This window comes from Streptomyces sp. NPDC031479, assembly GCF_055581065.1.
The window spans coordinates 139,675-155,992 of sequence record NZ_JBVIKC010000009.1 but is presented as its reverse complement, the minus strand read 5'-3'; the positions used below and the strand labels follow the sequence as shown (position 1 = coordinate 155,992).

Annotated in this window: 12 protein-coding genes and 2 tRNA genes; 10 read left to right on the top strand and 4 right to left on the bottom strand. The window is 73.8% G+C overall.

What is annotated here, in order from left to right; all coding sequences use genetic code 11:
- The first annotated feature begins 111 nt into the window (after window positions 1–111).
- The 3 genes from ACZ5D2_RS13310 (at window position 112) to ACZ5D2_RS13300 (ending at window position 2,308) form a co-directional block, all read left to right on the top strand.
- Entirely contained in the window at window positions 112–891 is a 780-nt protein-coding gene (locus tag ACZ5D2_RS13310) for an HAD-IIA family hydrolase (protein ID WP_285526357.1), read from the top strand.
- Between the two features lie 113 nt (window positions 892–1,004).
- Window positions 1,005–1,649 (top strand): hypothetical protein, encoded by a 645-nt coding sequence (locus ACZ5D2_RS13305; RefSeq protein WP_468929016.1) that lies wholly within the window; start codon window positions 1,005–1,007, stop codon window positions 1,647–1,649.
- Window positions 1,646–2,308 (top strand): class F sortase, encoded by a 663-nt coding sequence (locus tag ACZ5D2_RS13300; RefSeq protein ID WP_371678412.1) that lies wholly within the window; start codon window positions 1,646–1,648, stop codon window positions 2,306–2,308. The genes ACZ5D2_RS13305 and ACZ5D2_RS13300 overlap by 4 nt, the downstream gene beginning before the upstream one ends.
- 85 nt (window positions 2,309–2,393) lie before the next feature.
- Here the strand turns inward: ACZ5D2_RS13300 and ACZ5D2_RS13295 are convergent.
- Window positions 2,394–2,467 (bottom strand) — tRNA-Lys (locus ACZ5D2_RS13295).
- A 228-nt stretch (window positions 2,468–2,695) separates the two neighbouring features.
- Between ACZ5D2_RS13295 and ACZ5D2_RS13290 the strand changes: the two genes are divergently transcribed.
- The 5 genes from ACZ5D2_RS13290 to ACZ5D2_RS13270 all read left to right on the top strand — a co-directional run bounded on the left by ACZ5D2_RS13290 (window position 2,696) and on the right by ACZ5D2_RS13270 (window position 9,245).
- Window positions 2,696–4,024, top strand: a complete 1,329-nt coding sequence (locus tag ACZ5D2_RS13290) for a peptidoglycan-binding protein (RefSeq protein WP_371681264.1) — start codon at window positions 2,696–2,698, stop codon at window positions 4,022–4,024.
- 11 nt (window positions 4,025–4,035) lie between these two features.
- On the top strand, window positions 4,036–6,579 hold the full coding sequence (locus tag ACZ5D2_RS13285; RefSeq protein ID WP_468929014.1) for an SPFH domain-containing protein: 2,544 nt from the start codon (window positions 4,036–4,038) through the stop codon (window positions 6,577–6,579).
- Between the two features lie 169 nt (window positions 6,580–6,748).
- Window positions 6,749–7,366, top strand: a complete 618-nt coding sequence (locus tag ACZ5D2_RS13280; RefSeq protein ID WP_345189315.1) for a lytic polysaccharide monooxygenase auxiliary activity family 9 protein — start codon at window positions 6,749–6,751, stop codon at window positions 7,364–7,366.
- A gap of 26 nt (window positions 7,367–7,392) precedes the next feature.
- The gene (locus ACZ5D2_RS13275; protein WP_371678414.1) at window positions 7,393–9,123 is read left to right on the top strand and encodes an AMP-binding protein; all 1,731 of its coding nucleotides are present in this window, start codon (window positions 7,393–7,395) and stop codon (window positions 9,121–9,123) included.
- 48 nt (window positions 9,124–9,171) lie between these two features.
- A tRNA-Lys gene (locus ACZ5D2_RS13270) sits at window positions 9,172–9,245 on the top strand.
- Between the two features lie 72 nt (window positions 9,246–9,317).
- Here ACZ5D2_RS13270 and ACZ5D2_RS13265 read toward each other — a convergent pair.
- Window positions 9,318–10,076 carry an IclR family transcriptional regulator gene (locus ACZ5D2_RS13265; protein ID WP_371678415.1) on the bottom strand — a complete coding sequence of 253 codons (759 nt, stop codon included), beginning with the start codon at window positions 10,074–10,076 and terminating at the stop codon, window positions 9,318–9,320.
- A 229-nt stretch (window positions 10,077–10,305) separates the two neighbouring features.
- Between ACZ5D2_RS13265 and ACZ5D2_RS13260 the strand changes: the two genes are divergently transcribed.
- Both ACZ5D2_RS13260 and ACZ5D2_RS13255 read left to right on the top strand, forming a co-directional pair.
- Window positions 10,306–11,448, top strand: a complete 1,143-nt coding sequence (locus ACZ5D2_RS13260) for an LLM class flavin-dependent oxidoreductase (protein ID WP_468929011.1) — start codon at window positions 10,306–10,308, stop codon at window positions 11,446–11,448.
- Between the two features lie 254 nt (window positions 11,449–11,702).
- Complete coding sequence (locus ACZ5D2_RS13255; protein ID WP_468929009.1) at window positions 11,703–13,397, top strand: glycosyl hydrolase family 18 protein; 1,695 nt, start codon at window positions 11,703–11,705, stop codon at window positions 13,395–13,397.
- Between the two features lie 78 nt (window positions 13,398–13,475).
- On the opposite strand, the gene ACZ5D2_RS13250 is transcribed toward ACZ5D2_RS13255, so the two are convergent.
- Window positions 13,476–15,884 carry a caspase family protein gene (locus tag ACZ5D2_RS13250; protein WP_468929007.1) on the bottom strand — a complete coding sequence of 803 codons (2,409 nt, stop codon included), beginning with the start codon at window positions 15,882–15,884 and terminating at the stop codon, window positions 13,476–13,478.
- Window positions 15,881–16,315: an effector-associated constant component EACC1 gene (locus ACZ5D2_RS13245; RefSeq protein ID WP_468929005.1), complete on the bottom strand. Its 435-nt coding sequence runs from the start codon at window positions 16,313–16,315 to the stop codon at window positions 15,881–15,883. Before ACZ5D2_RS13245 ends, ACZ5D2_RS13250 begins: the two co-directional genes overlap by 4 nt.
- Between the last annotated feature and the right edge of the window lie 3 nt (window positions 16,316–16,318).

The window sequence follows — 16,318 nt, the reverse complement described above, 5'->3', positions numbered from 1 at the left end:
GACGGCCGTCCGGGCCGTGGACGCCCTCCGCGTCCACGGCCCCCGGCCGCTAGGGTGGTACAGACCAGAGGCCCCCGAGGTCAGAGGCCCCGCAGAGCGGAGAACAGTCCCGTGGCAGAGCGCAAGCCGATCGAATCCTGGCTCACCGACATGGACGGGGTCCTCATCCACGAGGGCACCCCGATCCCCGGCGCGGATGCCTTCATCAAGCGGCTGCGCGAGTCGGGCAAGCCCTTCCTGGTGCTGACGAACAACTCCATCTACACCCCGCGCGACCTCCAGGCCCGGCTGAGCCGCATGGGTCTGGACGTGCCCGTCGAGAACATCTGGACCTCGGCGCTGGCCACCGCCAAGTTCCTCGACGACCAGCGGCCGGGCGGTACGGCGTACGTCATCGGCGAGGCGGGCCTGACCACCGCGCTCCACGACATCGGCTACATCCTCACCGACCACCAGCCCGACTACGTGGTCCTCGGCGAGACCCGCACGTACAGCTTCGAGGCCATGACCAAGGCCGTCCGGCTGATCAACGCCGGCGCCCGCTTCATCTGCACCAACCCCGACGAGACCGGTCCCTCCACCGAGGGCCCGCTCCCGGCCACGGGTGCGGTCGCCGCGCTGATCACCAAGGCGACCGGCAAGCAGCCGTACTTCGCGGGCAAGCCCAACCCGCTGATGATGCGCACGGGCCTGAACGCCATCGGCGCGCACTCCGAGAGCAGCGCGATGATCGGCGACCGGATGGACACCGACGTCCTGGCCGGGCTGGAGGCGGGCATGCAGACCTTCCTCGTGCTGACCGGCCTGACCTCGGTCGAGGACACCGAGAAGTTCCCGTACCGCCCGACGAAGACGGTGGACTCCATCGCCGACCTGGTGGACCTGGTTTAGGGCCGTCGCGCGGTCCGTTGGTGCGAACGGCTGACACATACGGGCCAAGAGAGCGCCGCTCCGGATGCGGAGCGGCGCGTCGCGCGTGAATCTCCTTGTCGAGGAGGTTCACCATGCGCAGTTCTCTGATCGCACTCCGTGTCGCCGGGGTGGCCGTCGTCCTGACGGCGAGCACCGCCGTGACCGTCCCAGCCGCGCTCGCGAACGAGTGGGACCGCGGCGGCGTCTCGGCGGACCCGAATCCGGCCGAACCGGGGGCGCAGGTCAAGATCCGCGTCCGTGGCTGTGACGGCGACCGGGCGATCGCCCTCTCCCCGGTCTTCGTCTCCGAGGCCCACCTGACGTCCGGCCGCGACGAACGCCGCACCCTCTACGGCGAGACGATGATCAGCTCCCACGCCCGGCCCGGCTGGCACGAGATCAAGGTGAAGTGCGCGGGCCGCGACGGCGGTCGTGACGGCGACGGCGGTCGCGACGACGGTCGCGACGACGGTCTGCGCGGCTCCATCGAGATCCGCGAGCGCGACCACCGCCCCGACCCCCACCACTCGCCGGTCTGGCCCGTCCACGCGGGCGGCGGCGGGATGGCCGCCCAGGTCGCCGAGACCACCCGGCTCGCCGCGGCCACCAAGAAGAGCCACGGCGGGGACGGGCCCGGACTGTCGCAGACCGTCATCGGCGCCGTGCTGGCCGCGGCCGCCAGCCTGGCGGTCGCCGGGCGGGCACTGACCCTGCGCCGCCGCCGCAACGGCGAATGAGCGAGGCCAAGGCCTCCCCGGGGGGCCGGCTGCTGACCTTCGCCGCCTGGTCGGTGCTGGTCCTCGTGCTGTGGGTGTGGGGCAAGGAGATCACAGGGGTCCCGCCCGCCGCCGCGCCCGGCGGGGCCGGCGGGCCGGTGGGGCCGGGCCTGCCGGCCCCACGGGTACCGCTGTCGGCGGCGATGCCCGCGCGGATCGACGTACCGGCCATGGGCGTCCAGGCGCCGGTGATCGCGCGGGGCCTGGACGCCGACGGGGCGGTCGAGCCGCCGCCGTACGAGCTCCCCGGAACGGTCGGCTGGTGGGGCGCGGGCCCCGCGCCCGGGGCGGCCGGGACCGCGCTGATGGTGGGACACGTGGACACCAGGTCCAAGCCCGCCGTGTTCTTCGGCCTGAGCACCCTGCGGCCGGGGGAGAAGATCCGCGTGGCCCGGGCGGACGGCACGATCGCGGAGTTCACCGTGGAGGACGTACGGGTCTACGAGCGCGCGGGCTTCGACCCGCACAAGGCGTACGGGCCGCGGGTCAAGGGCCGCGCCGAACTGCGCCTGGTCACCTGCGGCGGCACCTACGACAAGGCGGCCCGGCAGTACTCGGCGAACGTGGTGGTCTCCGCCTACCTGACGGGCGCCGGAACCAAGCCGACCGCACCCGCCTAGCGCCCGGACCGGGCCGTGCCCGGCGCGCCGAAGTAAACGAAGAAGTCCCCCGCAGCTTTCGCTGCGGGGGACTTCTTCTTGTCTGTGCGCCGCCAGGGACTCGAACCCCGGACCCGCTGATTAAGAGTCAGCTGCTCTAACCAACTGAGCTAGCGGCGCTTGGTGACAGGGAAAACTCTACCCCACCTGCGGCGGTGCTCGTGACCAGCCGCGCCCGCGTTGTCCGATTAACCCATGTTTGGGGGGTTTGTCGTGCACGATATGTCTGGGCCGAGCCGAATCTGACGTCCCGCCAGATACGTGTGCGGTCGACCACTGGACGACTAGGGGAGCGGACGGAACCGCATGACGATGCAGCCTCCGGTGCATGTGCCGATGCCGACGGCGATGCCGGCGCCGGCGTTCGAGGAGTACGAGCCCGCGGGCGACTGCGCGTGCCTGGGGTGCGCGCAGCGGCGCCGCGCCCTCGCGCGCGGGCGGGCCATAGGGCGGCGCGACGGCGGCCACCCCGCCGTACGCGGAGCCCGCCGGGCGCTGGTGCTGGCCACCGCCGCCGGCGTGGTCCTCGGCGGTGGTGGGTCGGCCGCACTGGCCGCGGCCAAGCCGGTGCCCGGCCCCGGGCCGGTGGCGCGGGACGGGTCGGACACCCCGCAGGGCGGCCGGGCCCCGCTGCACGGACGTCCCGCGGCCGGACACCCCGCCGGCCGGCCCGGCGCTCCCGCCCTCGTACGGCGCATCGACCGCACGACGATCATCAACCGGGCGAAGCTGTGGCTGGAGGCCAAGGTCCCCTACAGCATGTCCGAGTACTGGACGGACGGCTACCGGCAGGACTGCTCGGGCTACGTCTCCATGGCCTGGAACCTGGGTACGAACGAGTGGACCGGCAGCCTCGACACCTTCGCCACCCGGATCACGAAGGAGGAGCTGCTGCCGGGGGACATGCTGCTCTTCCACAACCCGGCGGACCCGAACAAGGGCTCGCACGTGGTCCTCTTCGGCGGCTGGGTCGACGAGACGCGCACGCACTACGTCGCCTACGAGCAGACCCCCCCGACGACGCGGAAGCAGCCCACGCCGTACGGGTACTGGACCAACGCCGAGAAGTACCTCCCGTACCGGTTCAACGGCGTGACCGGCGGCGTCGGCCCGGAGGAGCCCGCGCCCGCCCCCATCCAGCCGGCCGCGACCGCCTTTCCGGGCGTCGCGAAGTTCGGGCCCGGGGCCGACAACCCGTACGTGGCCGAACTCGGCAAGATGCTGATCGGGCGCGGCGCCCTGCGCTTCTACCCCAAGGGCGCCCACACCAAGTGGAGCGATGCCGACCGGCTGGCCACCCAGGCCTTCCAGCAGGCGCAGGGCTGGAAGGGCGCCGACGCCGACGGCATCCCGGGCGAGCACACCTGGCGGCTGCTGGTGCAGAGCCAGGGCAAGGACATCCCGCCCACGCGGGCCGGCAGTCCGGGTCCCGCCGGGGTGCCCGCGTACCCGGGGGCCGCGTTCTTCCGGCCGGGGCAGTCCCATGCGGCGATCACCGCCCTGGGCCGCCGGCTGAGGGAGAAGGGCTTCGGCAAGTACTACACGTCCGGCCCCGGGCCCCGCTGGAGCGAGGCCGACCGCCGCAGCGTCGAGGCCTTCCAGCGCGCCCAGGGCTGGCGCGGCGCCTCGGCCAACGGCTACCCGGGCCCGGAAACCTGGCGCCGGCTGTTCGCATGACGGAGGCAACGATGTACCCCACGCGCACCACGTTCACGACGGGCACCTTCCACCCCTCGTCGCGCCGCCCCACGCCCGTTGCCGCCACCCACCGGACCTGGGGCACGACCCCGGGCGTGGAGCAGCAGCGCGCCGTCGGCCCCGAGCCGACGCCGGGCCCGCGGCCTGCGGGCCCGGCGCACCCGCCCACCCCCGAGCCGCCCCTCGGGCCAACCCCGACGGCCGACCCGGACCCGACGGCTCACCCGGGCCCGGCCGCCTACGCGGCCCCGGCGGCTCACCAGGGCCCGGACCCGGCCGGCCGCCCGGACCCGGCGGCCCACCCGGCCCAGGTCGCCTACCCGGCAGCGGAGTTCCACCAGGGCCCGGCCAGCCGTCCGGATCTGACGGCCCACCCGGCCCAGGTTCCCTACCCGGCCTCGGCGGCCTACCCGGCCTCGGCGGCCTACCCGGCCTCGGCGGCCTACCCGGCCTCGGCGGCCTACCCGGCCCCGGCGGCCGGCGGGCCGGAGCCGACGCCCCCGGCCGCCCACCCCGTCCCGGCCGCCGCCGGTGCGGCCCGCTCCCCCCGGGAGGCCGACCCGTCCCCCGCCCCCGGCCCCGAACCGGTGGCGGCGGGGCACCCCGGCCGGTGGGTCACCCCCGAGGCCGTGGTGGTGGGCCGCCCGGCGGGGCCGGAGGAGCCGCACTCCGCCCGGCCGGCGTTCCCCTCCGCCCCCGAGCCGGCGTTCCGGGCCGGGCACCCGGAGCGGCCGGAGCCCGTCGGGCCGTCCGGCGCCGCCCTGGCGGCCGATTCCGGGCTGGTGGCGTCGGCCGGTCCGGCCGGGGCCCAGGAGCCGTACCCCGCGTGGTCCGCCCGACCGGCCGACGCGGCCTCGGCGCACAGGACCGCGCCCCCGTCGGGGCCCGTGGCCGTACCGGCGGGCCGCCACACCCACCCCGCGGACCCGCCCTCCGCCCGGGTCGCCGGTACCGAGCCGGTGGTGGGACGCCCGGCCGGCCCGGAAGAGCCGCACCCCGTACGGGCCGTGCGCCCGGCCGACGCCGAGCCCGCGCTCCCGGCCGCGCAACCGGCGGAACCGGAAGCCGTGGCGGCGGTCCGCCCCGTCCGGGCGGCCGACCCGGTGGCGGAGCCGTACGCGGTCCACCCGGCCGACCCGGAGCGGTACCCCGTCCCGGCGGGGCACGCCGACGGGTCCGCCCCCCGGCAGGGCCGGTGGGTCGACGCCGGGTGGCCGCCCGCGCGGGGCGACGTACCGGCGGCCCGCGCCGAGGCGGACACCGAGACCGAGCCCGAAACCGAGACCGAGCCCGAAACCGAGACCGCGGCCGCGACGGCGACGGCGAAGGAGCCCGAGCCCGGGATCCCGCACCCCGCCCCGCAGGGAACCGGCGTTCCCGGCCCCGGCGTGGCCGAGATCGTCGCCCAGGCCGTAGCCCGCGGCATGGACGCGACCCAGGGCGCCCGGGGCGCGAGAGGGGAGGGGGACACGCTGGACATCCCCCTCCTGCGCCCCCCGCACGGCACCGCCGTCACCGACGTCCCCGTCCACCTCCCCTTCCGCGCGCACCACCGTCCCCCCGAGCCCCCGCGGGACCTCCGCCCGGCGGCCCGCCGCCCGGCCGCGCGGCCCCCCGCCGGGCGCCGCGTCCCCCGCGGCGACGACCGGCTCCGCGAGCACCGCGGCCCCGTGCTGCCCGGCTGGATCGCCGTGATCATCGGCGGCCTCGCCCTCTCCGGCTGCACGGCCGTGCTCTGGCGGGCCGGGGTCGTCCCCGCCCCCCTGGTGGCCGCGTTCGGCGCGGCCCCCCGCGCCTACCGCGGACTGCACGCCGCGCACTGGCCCCCGCTCGCCCTCCTCGGGATCGTCGCCCTCCTCGCACTCGGCGGCCTCGGCCGCGCCCGGGCCGGCCACGCCTGGGTGCTCACCCTCTTCGGGCGCTACCGCGGCACGGTCCGCCGTACCGGCCTGACCTGGATCAGCCCGCTCCTGCTGCGCCAGCGGATCGACGTGCGCCTGCGGCACTGGCGCAGCGAGCCCATGCCGGCCGTCGACTCCGGCGGCCTCGCCCTCCAGGTGGTCGTCCAGGTCGTCTGGCAGGTCAAGGACACCGCCCGGGCGACCCTCGCCGTCGAGGACCACACCGACTACCTCGCCGAGCAGGTCGAGTCGGCCATGGCCCGGGTGCTGTCCCAGCTCCCCGCCGACGCCTTCCACGAGGACGCCCCGACCCTGCGCGACGCCGAGGCCGTCGGCGACGCGCTGACCCGGATGCTGGCGGCCGAGACGGAGGCCGTCGGGATCGAGGTGTTCTCGGCACAGCCCACCCGGATCGAGTACGCCCCGGAGGTCGCGGAGGCGATGCGCCGACGCCGGGTCGCCGCGATCGACGCCAAGCACCGGGACGCCGTCCTGACCGCGGTGGTCGACGCGGTGGACGACACCGTCCACCGCCTCACCTCGCGCGGGATCGTCGAGCTCGACGACTACGAGCGCAAGGCTCTGGTGAAGGACCTCACCGTCGCCTTCTACACCGGGCGTGGTGACCAGTAACACGCGTGACGGGCAAACGGGTGGCCGGTTGTGACCGGACCACCCGTTTTCTCATTGGTATAGACATGGCCAACTCCCGTCAATACTGTGGGACTTGGTCTAGACCTGGAGTCATCCCCACGCGCGCGCACGGCTCCCCTTCCCGCCCCCCCCACGTCCAAGGAGCACCATGCGTTCCTTCCGCATGCCCGCACGGCCCGGCCGGGCCGGCGCCGCCGCCCTCGGCGTCGGCCTGCTCGCCGCCGTCACCCTGCTGAGCGCCCCCTCCGCCAGCGGCCACGGCTACACCGACACCCCCATCAGCCGCCAGAAGCTCTGCGCCAACAAGACCGTCGCGGACTGCGGCCCCATCCAGTGGGAGCCCCAGAGCGTCGAGGGCTACAAGGGCTTCCCGGCGGCCGGCCCGGCCGACGGCCAGATATGTTCCGGCGGCCACAGCGAGTTCGCGCAGCTCGACGACCCGCGCGGGGGCAAGTGGCCCGCCACCGGCGTCACCTCCGGCCAGAGCTTCGACTTCCGCTGGCAGTTCACCGCGAACCACTCCACGACCGACTTCAAGTACTACGTCACCAAGAACGGCTGGGACCCCACCAAGCCGCTGACCCGGGCCTCGCTCGACCCCCAGCCCTTCCTCGTCGTGCCCTACAACGGCGGCCGCCCGGACATGACGACCATCCACCGCGGCACCATGCCCGCCGGCAAGAGCGGACGGCACATGATCCTCGCCGTCTGGACCGTCAATGACACCCCGATGGCCTTCTACTCCTGCTCCGACGTTCAGTTCTGACGTAACGTCAGCTAACCTCCGGCGACATGCGGACGACGACTGCTCCCGATGCCGAGGCGCCCGAGACCATCGCGGAGCTCATCGCGCGCCACTGGGGCGACCCCCGGGCCGGGCTGATGTACGGGGCCGACGCGGCCCACGGCGTCCCGCCCGCCGTCCTCAGCCGCCACCGGACCGCCCGGGAGGCCGCCGCCCGCGCCGCGCTCCTCGTCGACCTGCTGCCGCCGGGGGCGGAGCCGCACGTGGGGGTGCTGCTCGACAACACCCCCGAGTTCCCCTTCTGGCTCGGTGCGGCGGCCCTCGCCGGGGCCGCCGTCGCCGGGATCAACCCCACCCGGCGCGGCCCGGAGCTGGCCCGCGACATCCTGCACACCGACTGCCGGATCCTGGTCACCGAGCCCGCCCACCTGCCACTGCTGCGCGGCCTCGACCTGCCCGGCGTACGGATCCTGGTCACCGGCACCGAGTCCTACGCCGCCCTGCTCGCCCCGTACGCGGACGCCGGGCCCGGCGAGGCGACCGTCCGCCCGCCCGGTCCCGGCAGCCGGCTGCTCCTCTACTTCACCTCCGGATCCACCGGAGCCCCCAAGGCCGCGATATGCAGCCAGGGCCGGCTCGCCGCCGCCGGCCACTCCCTGGCCCGCGCCTTCCGGGTGGGCCCGGACGACGTCCACTACGTCTGCATGCCGCTCTTCCACGGCAACGCCGTCATCGCCGACTGGCTCCCCGCCCTCTGCGGCGGGGCCGCCGTCGCCCTGCGCCCCCGCTTCTCGGCCTCCGCCTTCCTGGACGACGTCCGCGCCTACGGGGCCACCTACTTCACCTACGTCGGCCGGGCCGTCCAGTACCTCCTGGCCACCGCCCCCCGCCCCGACGACCGCGCGCACCCCCTGCGCCTCGGCTTCGGCACCGAGGCCGGAGCGGTGGACGCGGCGCGCTTCGCCGAACGCTTCGGGGTCCGCCTGGTGGAGGGCTACGGGGCCACCGAGGGCGGCGCCTCCGTCCAGCGGACCCCGGACACCCCGCAGGGCGCGCTCGGCCGGGCCGCCGCCGGGGACGACCTCGCCGTGATCGACCCGGAGACCGGCCTCGAATGCCCCGCGGCCGTCCTCGACGCCTACGGCCGTCTGACCAACGGCGCCGAGGCCATCGGCGAACTGGTCAACCGCGGCCGCAGCCTCTTCGAGGGCTACTGGCGCAATCCGGCCGCCGAGGCCGCCCGCACCCGCGAGGGCTGGTACTGGACCGGCGACCTCTTCTTCCGGGACCCCGACGGCTTCCTCTACTTCGCCGGCCGCACCGACGACCGGCTGCGGGTCGACAGCGAGAACCTGGCCGCCGCGGTGATCGAGAGCATCCTGGCCCGCTGGGACGCGGCGGCTGCCGTCGCCGTGTACGCCGTCCCGGACGAGGTCGCCGGGGACCAGGTCATGGCCGCCCTGGCGCTGCGCGAGGGGACCTCCTTCGACCCGGACGCCTTCGCGGCCTTCCTCGCCGCCCAGCCGGACCTCGGCACGAAGATGGCCCCGCGCTACCTGCGGGTCCTCGACGCCCTGCCCGTCACCGCCACGAACAAGATCCACCGGGTCGCCCTGCGCCGGGCCGGCTTCCTGCCCCCGCCCGTGGACGCCTCCCGGCCCGCCCCCGTCTGGCACCGCACCGGCGCCGGCTACCGCCCGCTCGACGCGGAGTCCCTGGCCACGCTGCTGGCGGCGTACGAGGACCGGGGGCGCCGGGAGCTGCTGGACCGGGGGTGATGGTTTGGAGCACCCCCCGGGAGCAGGTAGTATTTTCTCTGTCAGCAGGCGCCGCTAGCTCAGTTGGTTAGAGCAGCTGACTCTTAATCAGCGGGTCCGGGGTTCGAGTCCCTGGCGGCGCACCTGAACTTCGGGCGGTTTCCGGTCTCACCGGGAACCGCCCGAAGTGCTTTCCCGGGCTTTTCCGCCCGTCCTCACAGTGCGAGCGACAGCAGCAGCGGCGCGGCTTTCCGGTTCAGGGCGTCGGCGGCGGCCCGCAGCCGGTGGGCGTGCTCGACCGGCATCGACAGGGCCAGGCAGCCCACGGCGGCCCCGGCGGTGATCGGAACGGCCGCGCAGACCGTCCCCACCGCGTACTCCTGCAGGTCCAGCACGGGCACGGTGGCCGGGTGGCTGTCCAGCCTGGAGAAGAGGATCCGCTCGTTCACGATCGTCTTCGAGGTGAGCCGGGCGATCTTGTGACGGGAGAGGTGGTCACGCCGCCCGTCCTGGTCGAGCTGGGTGAGCAGGCACTTGCCGACCGCGCTGGCGTGCGCCGCCGAGCGGAAGTCGACCCACTCGTGCACCTTCGGGGTGCGGGGGCTGTCCGCGAACTGTGTGATGCGGACCTCACCGTCGACGTAACGGCTGATGTAGACGGCCGCGCCGACCGAATCGCGCAGCCGGTCCAGGGTGTCCTGGAGCTTCTCCTGGAGCGCCCGCTGCCGGTCGACGCCGGAGCCGAGCAGCACCAGGGAGTCGCCTATGACGTAGGCCCCGTCGGAGACCTGGAGGACGTACCCCTCGCGCCGCAGCATCAGCAGCATCGGGGCGAGATGGGCCGCGGGCAGGCCGGTCTCGCGCGCGAGCTGCGCGTCGGTCACACCGCCGGTGTGCCGCGAGATCGTTTCGAGCACGCGCAGGGCGTACTGCACCGAATGGAACGGCGCGGTCGGCTCGGGCTTCAGAGCCACGGTCTCCCCCTACCAGGTCGTTACCACTTGCCTCTTCACGATAGCCACCAAAAGGCCCTTCCGGAGCGCCTGTTGGGCAGATTGATGGCTCGATCGGGTCCCTCTGCCTGGCCCTACTCGTCTGGCATATGCCAGTGGCATGCCACTGGCCCACCGCGCCGGGAATGCCGGGGGAGCGCCGACGGTTCGAGTTCTTCGTACGGACGAATCGAACGGGACGGGAGCGACGATGAGCGACACCGGGGATGCGGACCGCGGGACGGGCGGCGGGGCGGGCGGCGGGGACGCGGGCGGCACGGATGCGGTCCGCGGCACCGTACGGGGCGAGGCGCCGGTGCCGCTGTCGGTGCTCGACCTGGTCACCGTCGGCAGCGGCAGCACCGCCGCCGCGTCCCTGCGCACCAGCGTGGAGATCTCCCGGCTCGCGGAATCCCGCGGCTACCACCGCCACTGGGTCGCCGAGCACCACTCCATGCCCGGGGTGGCCAGTTCCTCCCCGGCCGTGATCCTGGCCCACCTCGCCGCCCACACCTCCCGGATCCGGCTCGGCTCCGGCGGGGTCATGCTGCCCAACCACGCCCCGCTCGCGGTGGCCGAACAGTTCGGCACCCTGGAGGCCTTCGCCCCGGGCCGGGTCGACCTCGGGCTCGGCCGGGCGCCCGGCACCGACCCCCGTACGGCGGCGGCGCTGCGCGGGCCCGGACGGCCGGACGAGGCCGCGGACGACTTCCCCCGCCGGCTCGCGGAGCTGACCCGCTTCCTCGACGACGACTTCCCCGACGGCCACCCGTACGCCCGGGTGCACGCCGTGCCCGGCCCGGTGCAGGGCCCGGCCGGCCGGCCGCCGATCTGGCTGCTCGGCTCCTCCGGCTTCAGCGCCCGCCTCGCGGGCGAGCTGGGCCTGCCCTTCGCGTACGCCCACCACTTCTCGGCCGCCGGGACGCTGCCCGCCCTCGACCTCTACCGCCAGAGCTTCCGGCCCTCCGAGGTGCTGGACGCCCCGTACGCCCTCATCGGGGTCTCGGCGCTCGCCGCCGACACCGAGGAGGAGGCCCGCGCCCAGGTGCTCACCGGCGCGCTGTCGATGCTGCGGCTGCGCAGCGGCCGCCCCGGGCTCGTGCCGACGCCGCGGGAGGCGGCCGCGTACCCCTTCACCCCGCTGGAGCGGGAGTTCGTGGACAGCTGGCTGTCCAACATCGTGCACGGCACCCCCGACGAGGTCCGCTCGGGGCTCGACGCCCTGGTGAAGCGGACGGGCGCGGACGAGCTGATGCTGACCGCCAACGCCCACGGCGGGGACGCCCGGCTGCGCTCGTACGGGCTCGTCGCAGATGCGTACGGGATGCCGACCCAGGGGTCGACTCCGGCTTGAGCGCGGGAGAACGGGGTTTGGCTGGTTTGTTGCCGAAACCTTGCCGGAGCATGACCTAAGGCAGCCTTAAACCGCTCGTCACCCGGGGTGGCGGGCGGTTTTTGATGTGCCCTCACCCCTCTGACGAGCGGATTTGTCCGCGCAGTGGTCTAGTCCTTCTTTGGTCCAAACCATTGACTGGGGCGCGGGGTGATCGCTATCACTTCTCTCACCTGAAGCTGATGCTCCCCCCTCCCACCCCCCGGAGGCAGTTCATGCACATCCGTAAACCCCTCATCGCGGCCGCCGCCACGGCCGCGCTGGCAGCCGGAGCGCTGGCCACCTTCGCGGGACTCGGCACCGCCCAGGCGGCCGACGCCTCCGCCACCGCGAGCAGCGGCGGCGTGAAGATCGCCTACTACGACCAGTGGAGCGTGTACGGCAACGCCTTCTACCCCAAGCACCTCGACACCCGGGGCATCGCGGGCAAGCTGGACGTGATCAACTACTCGTTCGGCAACATCCACCCCACCAACCTCACCTGTTTCGAGGCGAACAAGGCGGCGGGCGACGACAACAACCCCAACGCCGGTGACGGCGCGGGCGACTCGTACGCCGATTACCAGAAGTCCTTCAGCGCGGCCGACAGCGTCAGCGGCGTCGCCGACAAGTGGGACCAGCCGATCGTGGGCGTCTTCAACCAGTTCAAGCAGCTGAAGGCGAAGTACCCCCACCTGAAGATCAACATCTCGATCGGCGGCTGGACGTACTCCAAGTACTTCAGCGACGCGGCCAAGACCGACGCCTCCCGCAAGAAGCTGGTCTCCTCCTGCATCGACCAGTACATCAAGGGCAACCTGCCGGTCGACGGCGGCTTCGGCGGCGCCGGCGCGGCGGCCGGGATCTTCGACGGCGTCGACATCGACTGGGAGTACCCCGGTTCCTCCGGCGGCCACCTCGGCAACCACTACGCCCCCGAGGACAAGCAGAACTTCACGCTGCTGCTCAAGGAGTTCCGCGACCAGCTCGACGCCTACGGGCAGGCCAACGGCGGCAAGAAGTACCTGCTGACGGCGGCGCTCCCGGCCGGCCAGGACAAGATCAAGTACATCGAGACGGACAAGATCGGCGCGTACCTCGACTACGCGAACATCATGACGTACGACATGCACGGCGCCTGGGACGGCGACGGCCCGACGTACCACCAGTCCCCGCTGTACTCCCCGGCGGGCGACCCGACCGACCCGATCGCGCCGGGCACCCAGAAGTACAGCATCGACAACGCCATCGACTCCTGGATCGACGGCAACCCGGCCTACGGCATCACCGGCGGCTTCCCCGCCAACAAGCTGACCCTGGGCTACGAGTTCTACTACCGCGGCTGGAAGGGCGTCCCCGCCGGGGCGGCCAACGGCCTCGCGCAGACCGCCACCGGCCCCTCCGGCGCCCGCCCCACCAGCCAGCAGGCCGGCATCGCCAACTACAAGGAGCTCGGCGGGATCGTCGACAACCCGGCGACCACCTTCTGGGACGACCAGGCCAAGGCCGCGTACTTCTACAAGGACGGCGAGTTCTTCACCGGCCTGAACCAGAAGGCCGTCCAGGCCCGGGTCGACTACGGCAAGCAGCGCGGCCTGGCCGGCGCGATGATGTACTCCCTGCTCGGCCTGGACGACAAGACCACCCTGCTCAACCAGATCTCGGACGCCCTCGGCGGCACCACGCAGCCGCCGACCACCCCGCCGACGACGCCTCCCACCACGCCTCCCACGACCCCGCCGACCACCCCGCCGACGACCCCGCCGGCCGGCTGCGGCTCCGTCCCGGCCTACGTCGCCGGCACCGTCTACACCGGCGGCAGCCAGGTCTCGTACGGCGGCCACAAGTGGCAGGCCCAGTGGTGGACGCAGAACGAGACGCCGGGCACCACGGGCCAGTGGGGCGTCTGGAAGGACCTCGGCGCCTGCTGATCTCCCCCCACCCCGCGCCGAGCGACCCGCCGCCCCCCTGCCCGACTCGGGCAGGGGGCGGCGGTGGTCCGGGCCCGGTCAGTGCGCGCCCAGGGGGCCGTGCGCGGGCCAACGGCGTCGGACGGCGGAAGGTCTGTCGAGCCAGAGGGCGGCCGCGGCCCAGAGCTGCACGGCGCAGCCCAGGGTGAGGAGGTACTGGCCGAAGCCGGCCTCACCCCCGAGCACCGTCCAGAAGTAGATCGTCGCCCCCAGGGTCAGCAGGGCCACGGCGCTGTAACTCCAGAGCACTCCGGGCATCCGGGCGACCGCGTGGCCGCTCCAGGCGTAGACGGCGACCGCCACACTGGCGACCGCGCTCACCAGGATGACGGCGCACGCCACCTGGCGGGCACCCCTCCATTCCAGCAGTATGGTGAGCTGCCAGGCCGGGCCGCCCGAGCCCAGGGGAATCGGCAGCACCAGGGTCATGATGACGGCCGCGAGCGTGCACGGCCGCAGCGAGCGGGCATCGGCGTGGTCCGTCCCGCCCGTGACGGCAGCGCGCCGGTCCGGCCCGAGCTGCGCGGCGCCCCACGCCTGGAGCAGGCTGCCCACGACGAAGGCCGGGAAGCCCAGGCCGGCGTCGAAGTCGGCCCGGACGACGGAGGCGGCGAACCACAGCGTCACCATCGCGCAGACGCACACCGCCGCCAGCGCCCGGCACCACCGGCTCAGTGCCGGCCGCCGCAGGGCGGGGGAGCGGCGCAGGACGAGGATGCCGGCCGTGGCGCAGGTGCCGGCGCTCAGGAGCGTCAGCACGAGCATGATCGGGCCCGCCCCTCCCAGCGGCCAGTACCAGTGCGCCGGCGACCCGAGCCACATGGGGAACTCGCGCTTGTCGATCTTCTCGTAGAAGGGCAGGGCCAGCGCCAGCACCATCGCGACGGCCGCGAGCGGGAAGGGCCACGGGTTGAGGGAGGAAGCCGCGGCCACTCGGGTCCCGGCCTTCTTCCGCGCCGCCGCGGCCGTACGCGTCTCCGCCGTCTCCGCCGTCTCCGGCGGCGACGTCTCGTCCGGCCCCTGCTGCTTCTCCGGCTCCTGCTGCTTCTCCGGCTCCTCCGGCTTCTCCGGCTCCTCCGGCTCCTCCGGCTCCTCCGGCTCCTCCGGCTCCTCCGGCTCCTCCGGCTTCCTCAGCGTCTCCGGCTCGGCGCTCCCGGCCTCCGCGGTGGTCCCCGTCCCGGCCTCGGGATCGGCCTCCGTCTCCGTTCCCGTCGCCACGGCGATCGCCAGTTCGCCCGTCACGGTCCGCAGCTGGACCGTCCCCTCGTGCCGCCCCCGCCCCTCCGGCTCCGGCACCAGCTCGATGCCGGTGTCGAGGTACCGGACCTTCAGCCACGGGTCCGTCCTGGCCTCCAGCGTGGCGAGGACGATCGGGGGGCCCGTCACCCGGACGACGGCCGTCTCGGCCGGCCCCACCTCCACCGCCGGGGTGTCGACCCCGGGGGAGGCCAGGGACAGGGCGCGGGAGGCACGCTCGGCCACCCGGCGGCTGTCATCGGCGGCGAGCTCGGACAGTGCCGCGTGGGCGGCGAGCGCCACGCCCACGTCCGCGCCGCACAACAGCGTGCCCAGGTCCTCGACCGACCACAGTTTCCGCTCCCGGCTGTCGGAGCGGACGGCGTCGGCGAGTGGGATCGGGAGGTCCGCGGCGACGGCCCGCCGCCGGCCGGTGTGGGCGATGGGCAGGTCGCCCTGGCTGCCGAACAGCCACAGCTGCGGGGTCTGGTGCGGGGTCCGTTCCCGGATCCGCTCGTTGACGTAGTCCGCCAGCTCGGACATGCCGACCTCTCCGTCGTGGTCGAGGTCGGCCTCACCGGTGCGCAGGCCCTCCACCAGGGCACCCGTGAACAGTGACGGTCCGTCCCCGGCCCCCGGCTTGCCGCCGGACACCGGCTGGTCGCCCTCGAAGGCGTACTCCAGGGCGCTGGAAGCGGTGAAGACCGCGCGTCCGCGCTTGCCGCCGGTGCGTTCCAGGTCGTGGAAGCTCTCCTGGACCTGGACCTGGGAGCCCGCCCGGGTGAGCATCCCCCTCTCGAACGCTCCGGCGTAGCAGCAGTCCAGGAAGAGGACCGCACGCTGGGCGCGGCTCTCCAGCATCAGAGTGCTCACGTACTCGGCCGGTATCGCGGTCGCGGCCAGGCGGGCGCGGTAGGTGTCGGACGCGGCGAGGAAGAGTTTGCCCGCGGCGTTCTTCACCCCGTGGCACGAGAAGTGCAGCAGCAGGGTGTCCTTGGTGGACCTGTCCGCGAAGAAGTCCTCCACCGCGAGGCGCAGTCGCTGGACGGTGGGGTCGGTCAGCACCTCCACGTCGAAATCGCCCACGGAGGTGTCACCGAGCACCTCGGCGAGTCCGGCCGCGTCCTTCGCCGGTGCCCGCAGCGCACCCAGTCCCGCGTCCTCGTACCTGCTGGTCACCACGACCAGCGCATGTCTGCCCGGCCTGGTCATGAGTCCTGCTCCTGCTCCTGCTCCTGCCCCGGCTCGCCGGTGTCCGGCCGGGAGATGCGCGCGATCCACAGGTCGGTCAGGCGTCGCTGCTCCTCGCTGCGGACACCGGTCAGCTCCAGACGGTTTCCGTCGATCTCCAGGACGACGTGGCGTGAGGTGCCGGTGCGTCCGAGCCACTCCCTGACGACACCGACCAGGTTCGACAGCAGCGGCAGCGCGGGCGGCAGGCTCACCAGGAGGACGTTGACCAGATCCGTTGCCGCGCCGCGCGTACCGTCCGGAGCCGGACCGCCGTCCTGACGCGTCACCTGCTCCACGTCCAGCAGGAGCAGGTCCTCGCGCAGGACGTCCACCTCGCGTTGCAGCGACTCCGTCTCGTCGTCCGCGCGGCCGTCCGCATGCCCGACAGTGATCCGTACTCGTCTGGTCACGAC

What these genes read in the sequence shown, in the direction of transcription:
- ACZ5D2_RS13305 (WP_468929016.1), top strand. Translation starts at nt 1,005, where the DNA reads ATGCGCAGTTCTCTGATCGCACTCCGTGTCGCCGGGGTGGCCGTCGTC.
- ACZ5D2_RS13300 (WP_371678412.1), top strand. Translation starts at nt 1,646, where the DNA reads ATGAGCGAGGCCAAGGCCTCCCCGGGGGGCCGGCTGCTGACCTTCGCC.
- ACZ5D2_RS13290 (WP_371681264.1), top strand. Translation starts at nt 2,696, where the DNA reads ATGCCGGCGCCGGCGTTCGAGGAGTACGAGCCCGCGGGCGACTGCGCG.
- ACZ5D2_RS13285 (WP_468929014.1), top strand. Translation starts at nt 4,036, where the DNA reads ATGTACCCCACGCGCACCACGTTCACGACGGGCACCTTCCACCCCTCG.
- ACZ5D2_RS13280 (WP_345189315.1), top strand. Translation starts at nt 6,749, where the DNA reads ATGCGTTCCTTCCGCATGCCCGCACGGCCCGGCCGGGCCGGCGCCGCC.
- ACZ5D2_RS13275 (WP_371678414.1), top strand. Translation starts at nt 7,393, where the DNA reads ATGCGGACGACGACTGCTCCCGATGCCGAGGCGCCCGAGACCATCGCG.
- ACZ5D2_RS13260 (WP_468929011.1), top strand. Translation starts at nt 10,306, where the DNA reads ATGAGCGACACCGGGGATGCGGACCGCGGGACGGGCGGCGGGGCGGGC.
- ACZ5D2_RS13255 (WP_468929009.1), top strand. Translation starts at nt 11,703, where the DNA reads ATGCACATCCGTAAACCCCTCATCGCGGCCGCCGCCACGGCCGCGCTG.
- ACZ5D2_RS13250 (WP_468929007.1), bottom strand. Translation starts at nt 15,884, where the DNA reads ATGACCAGGCCGGGCAGACATGCGCTGGTCGTGGTGACCAGCAGGTAC.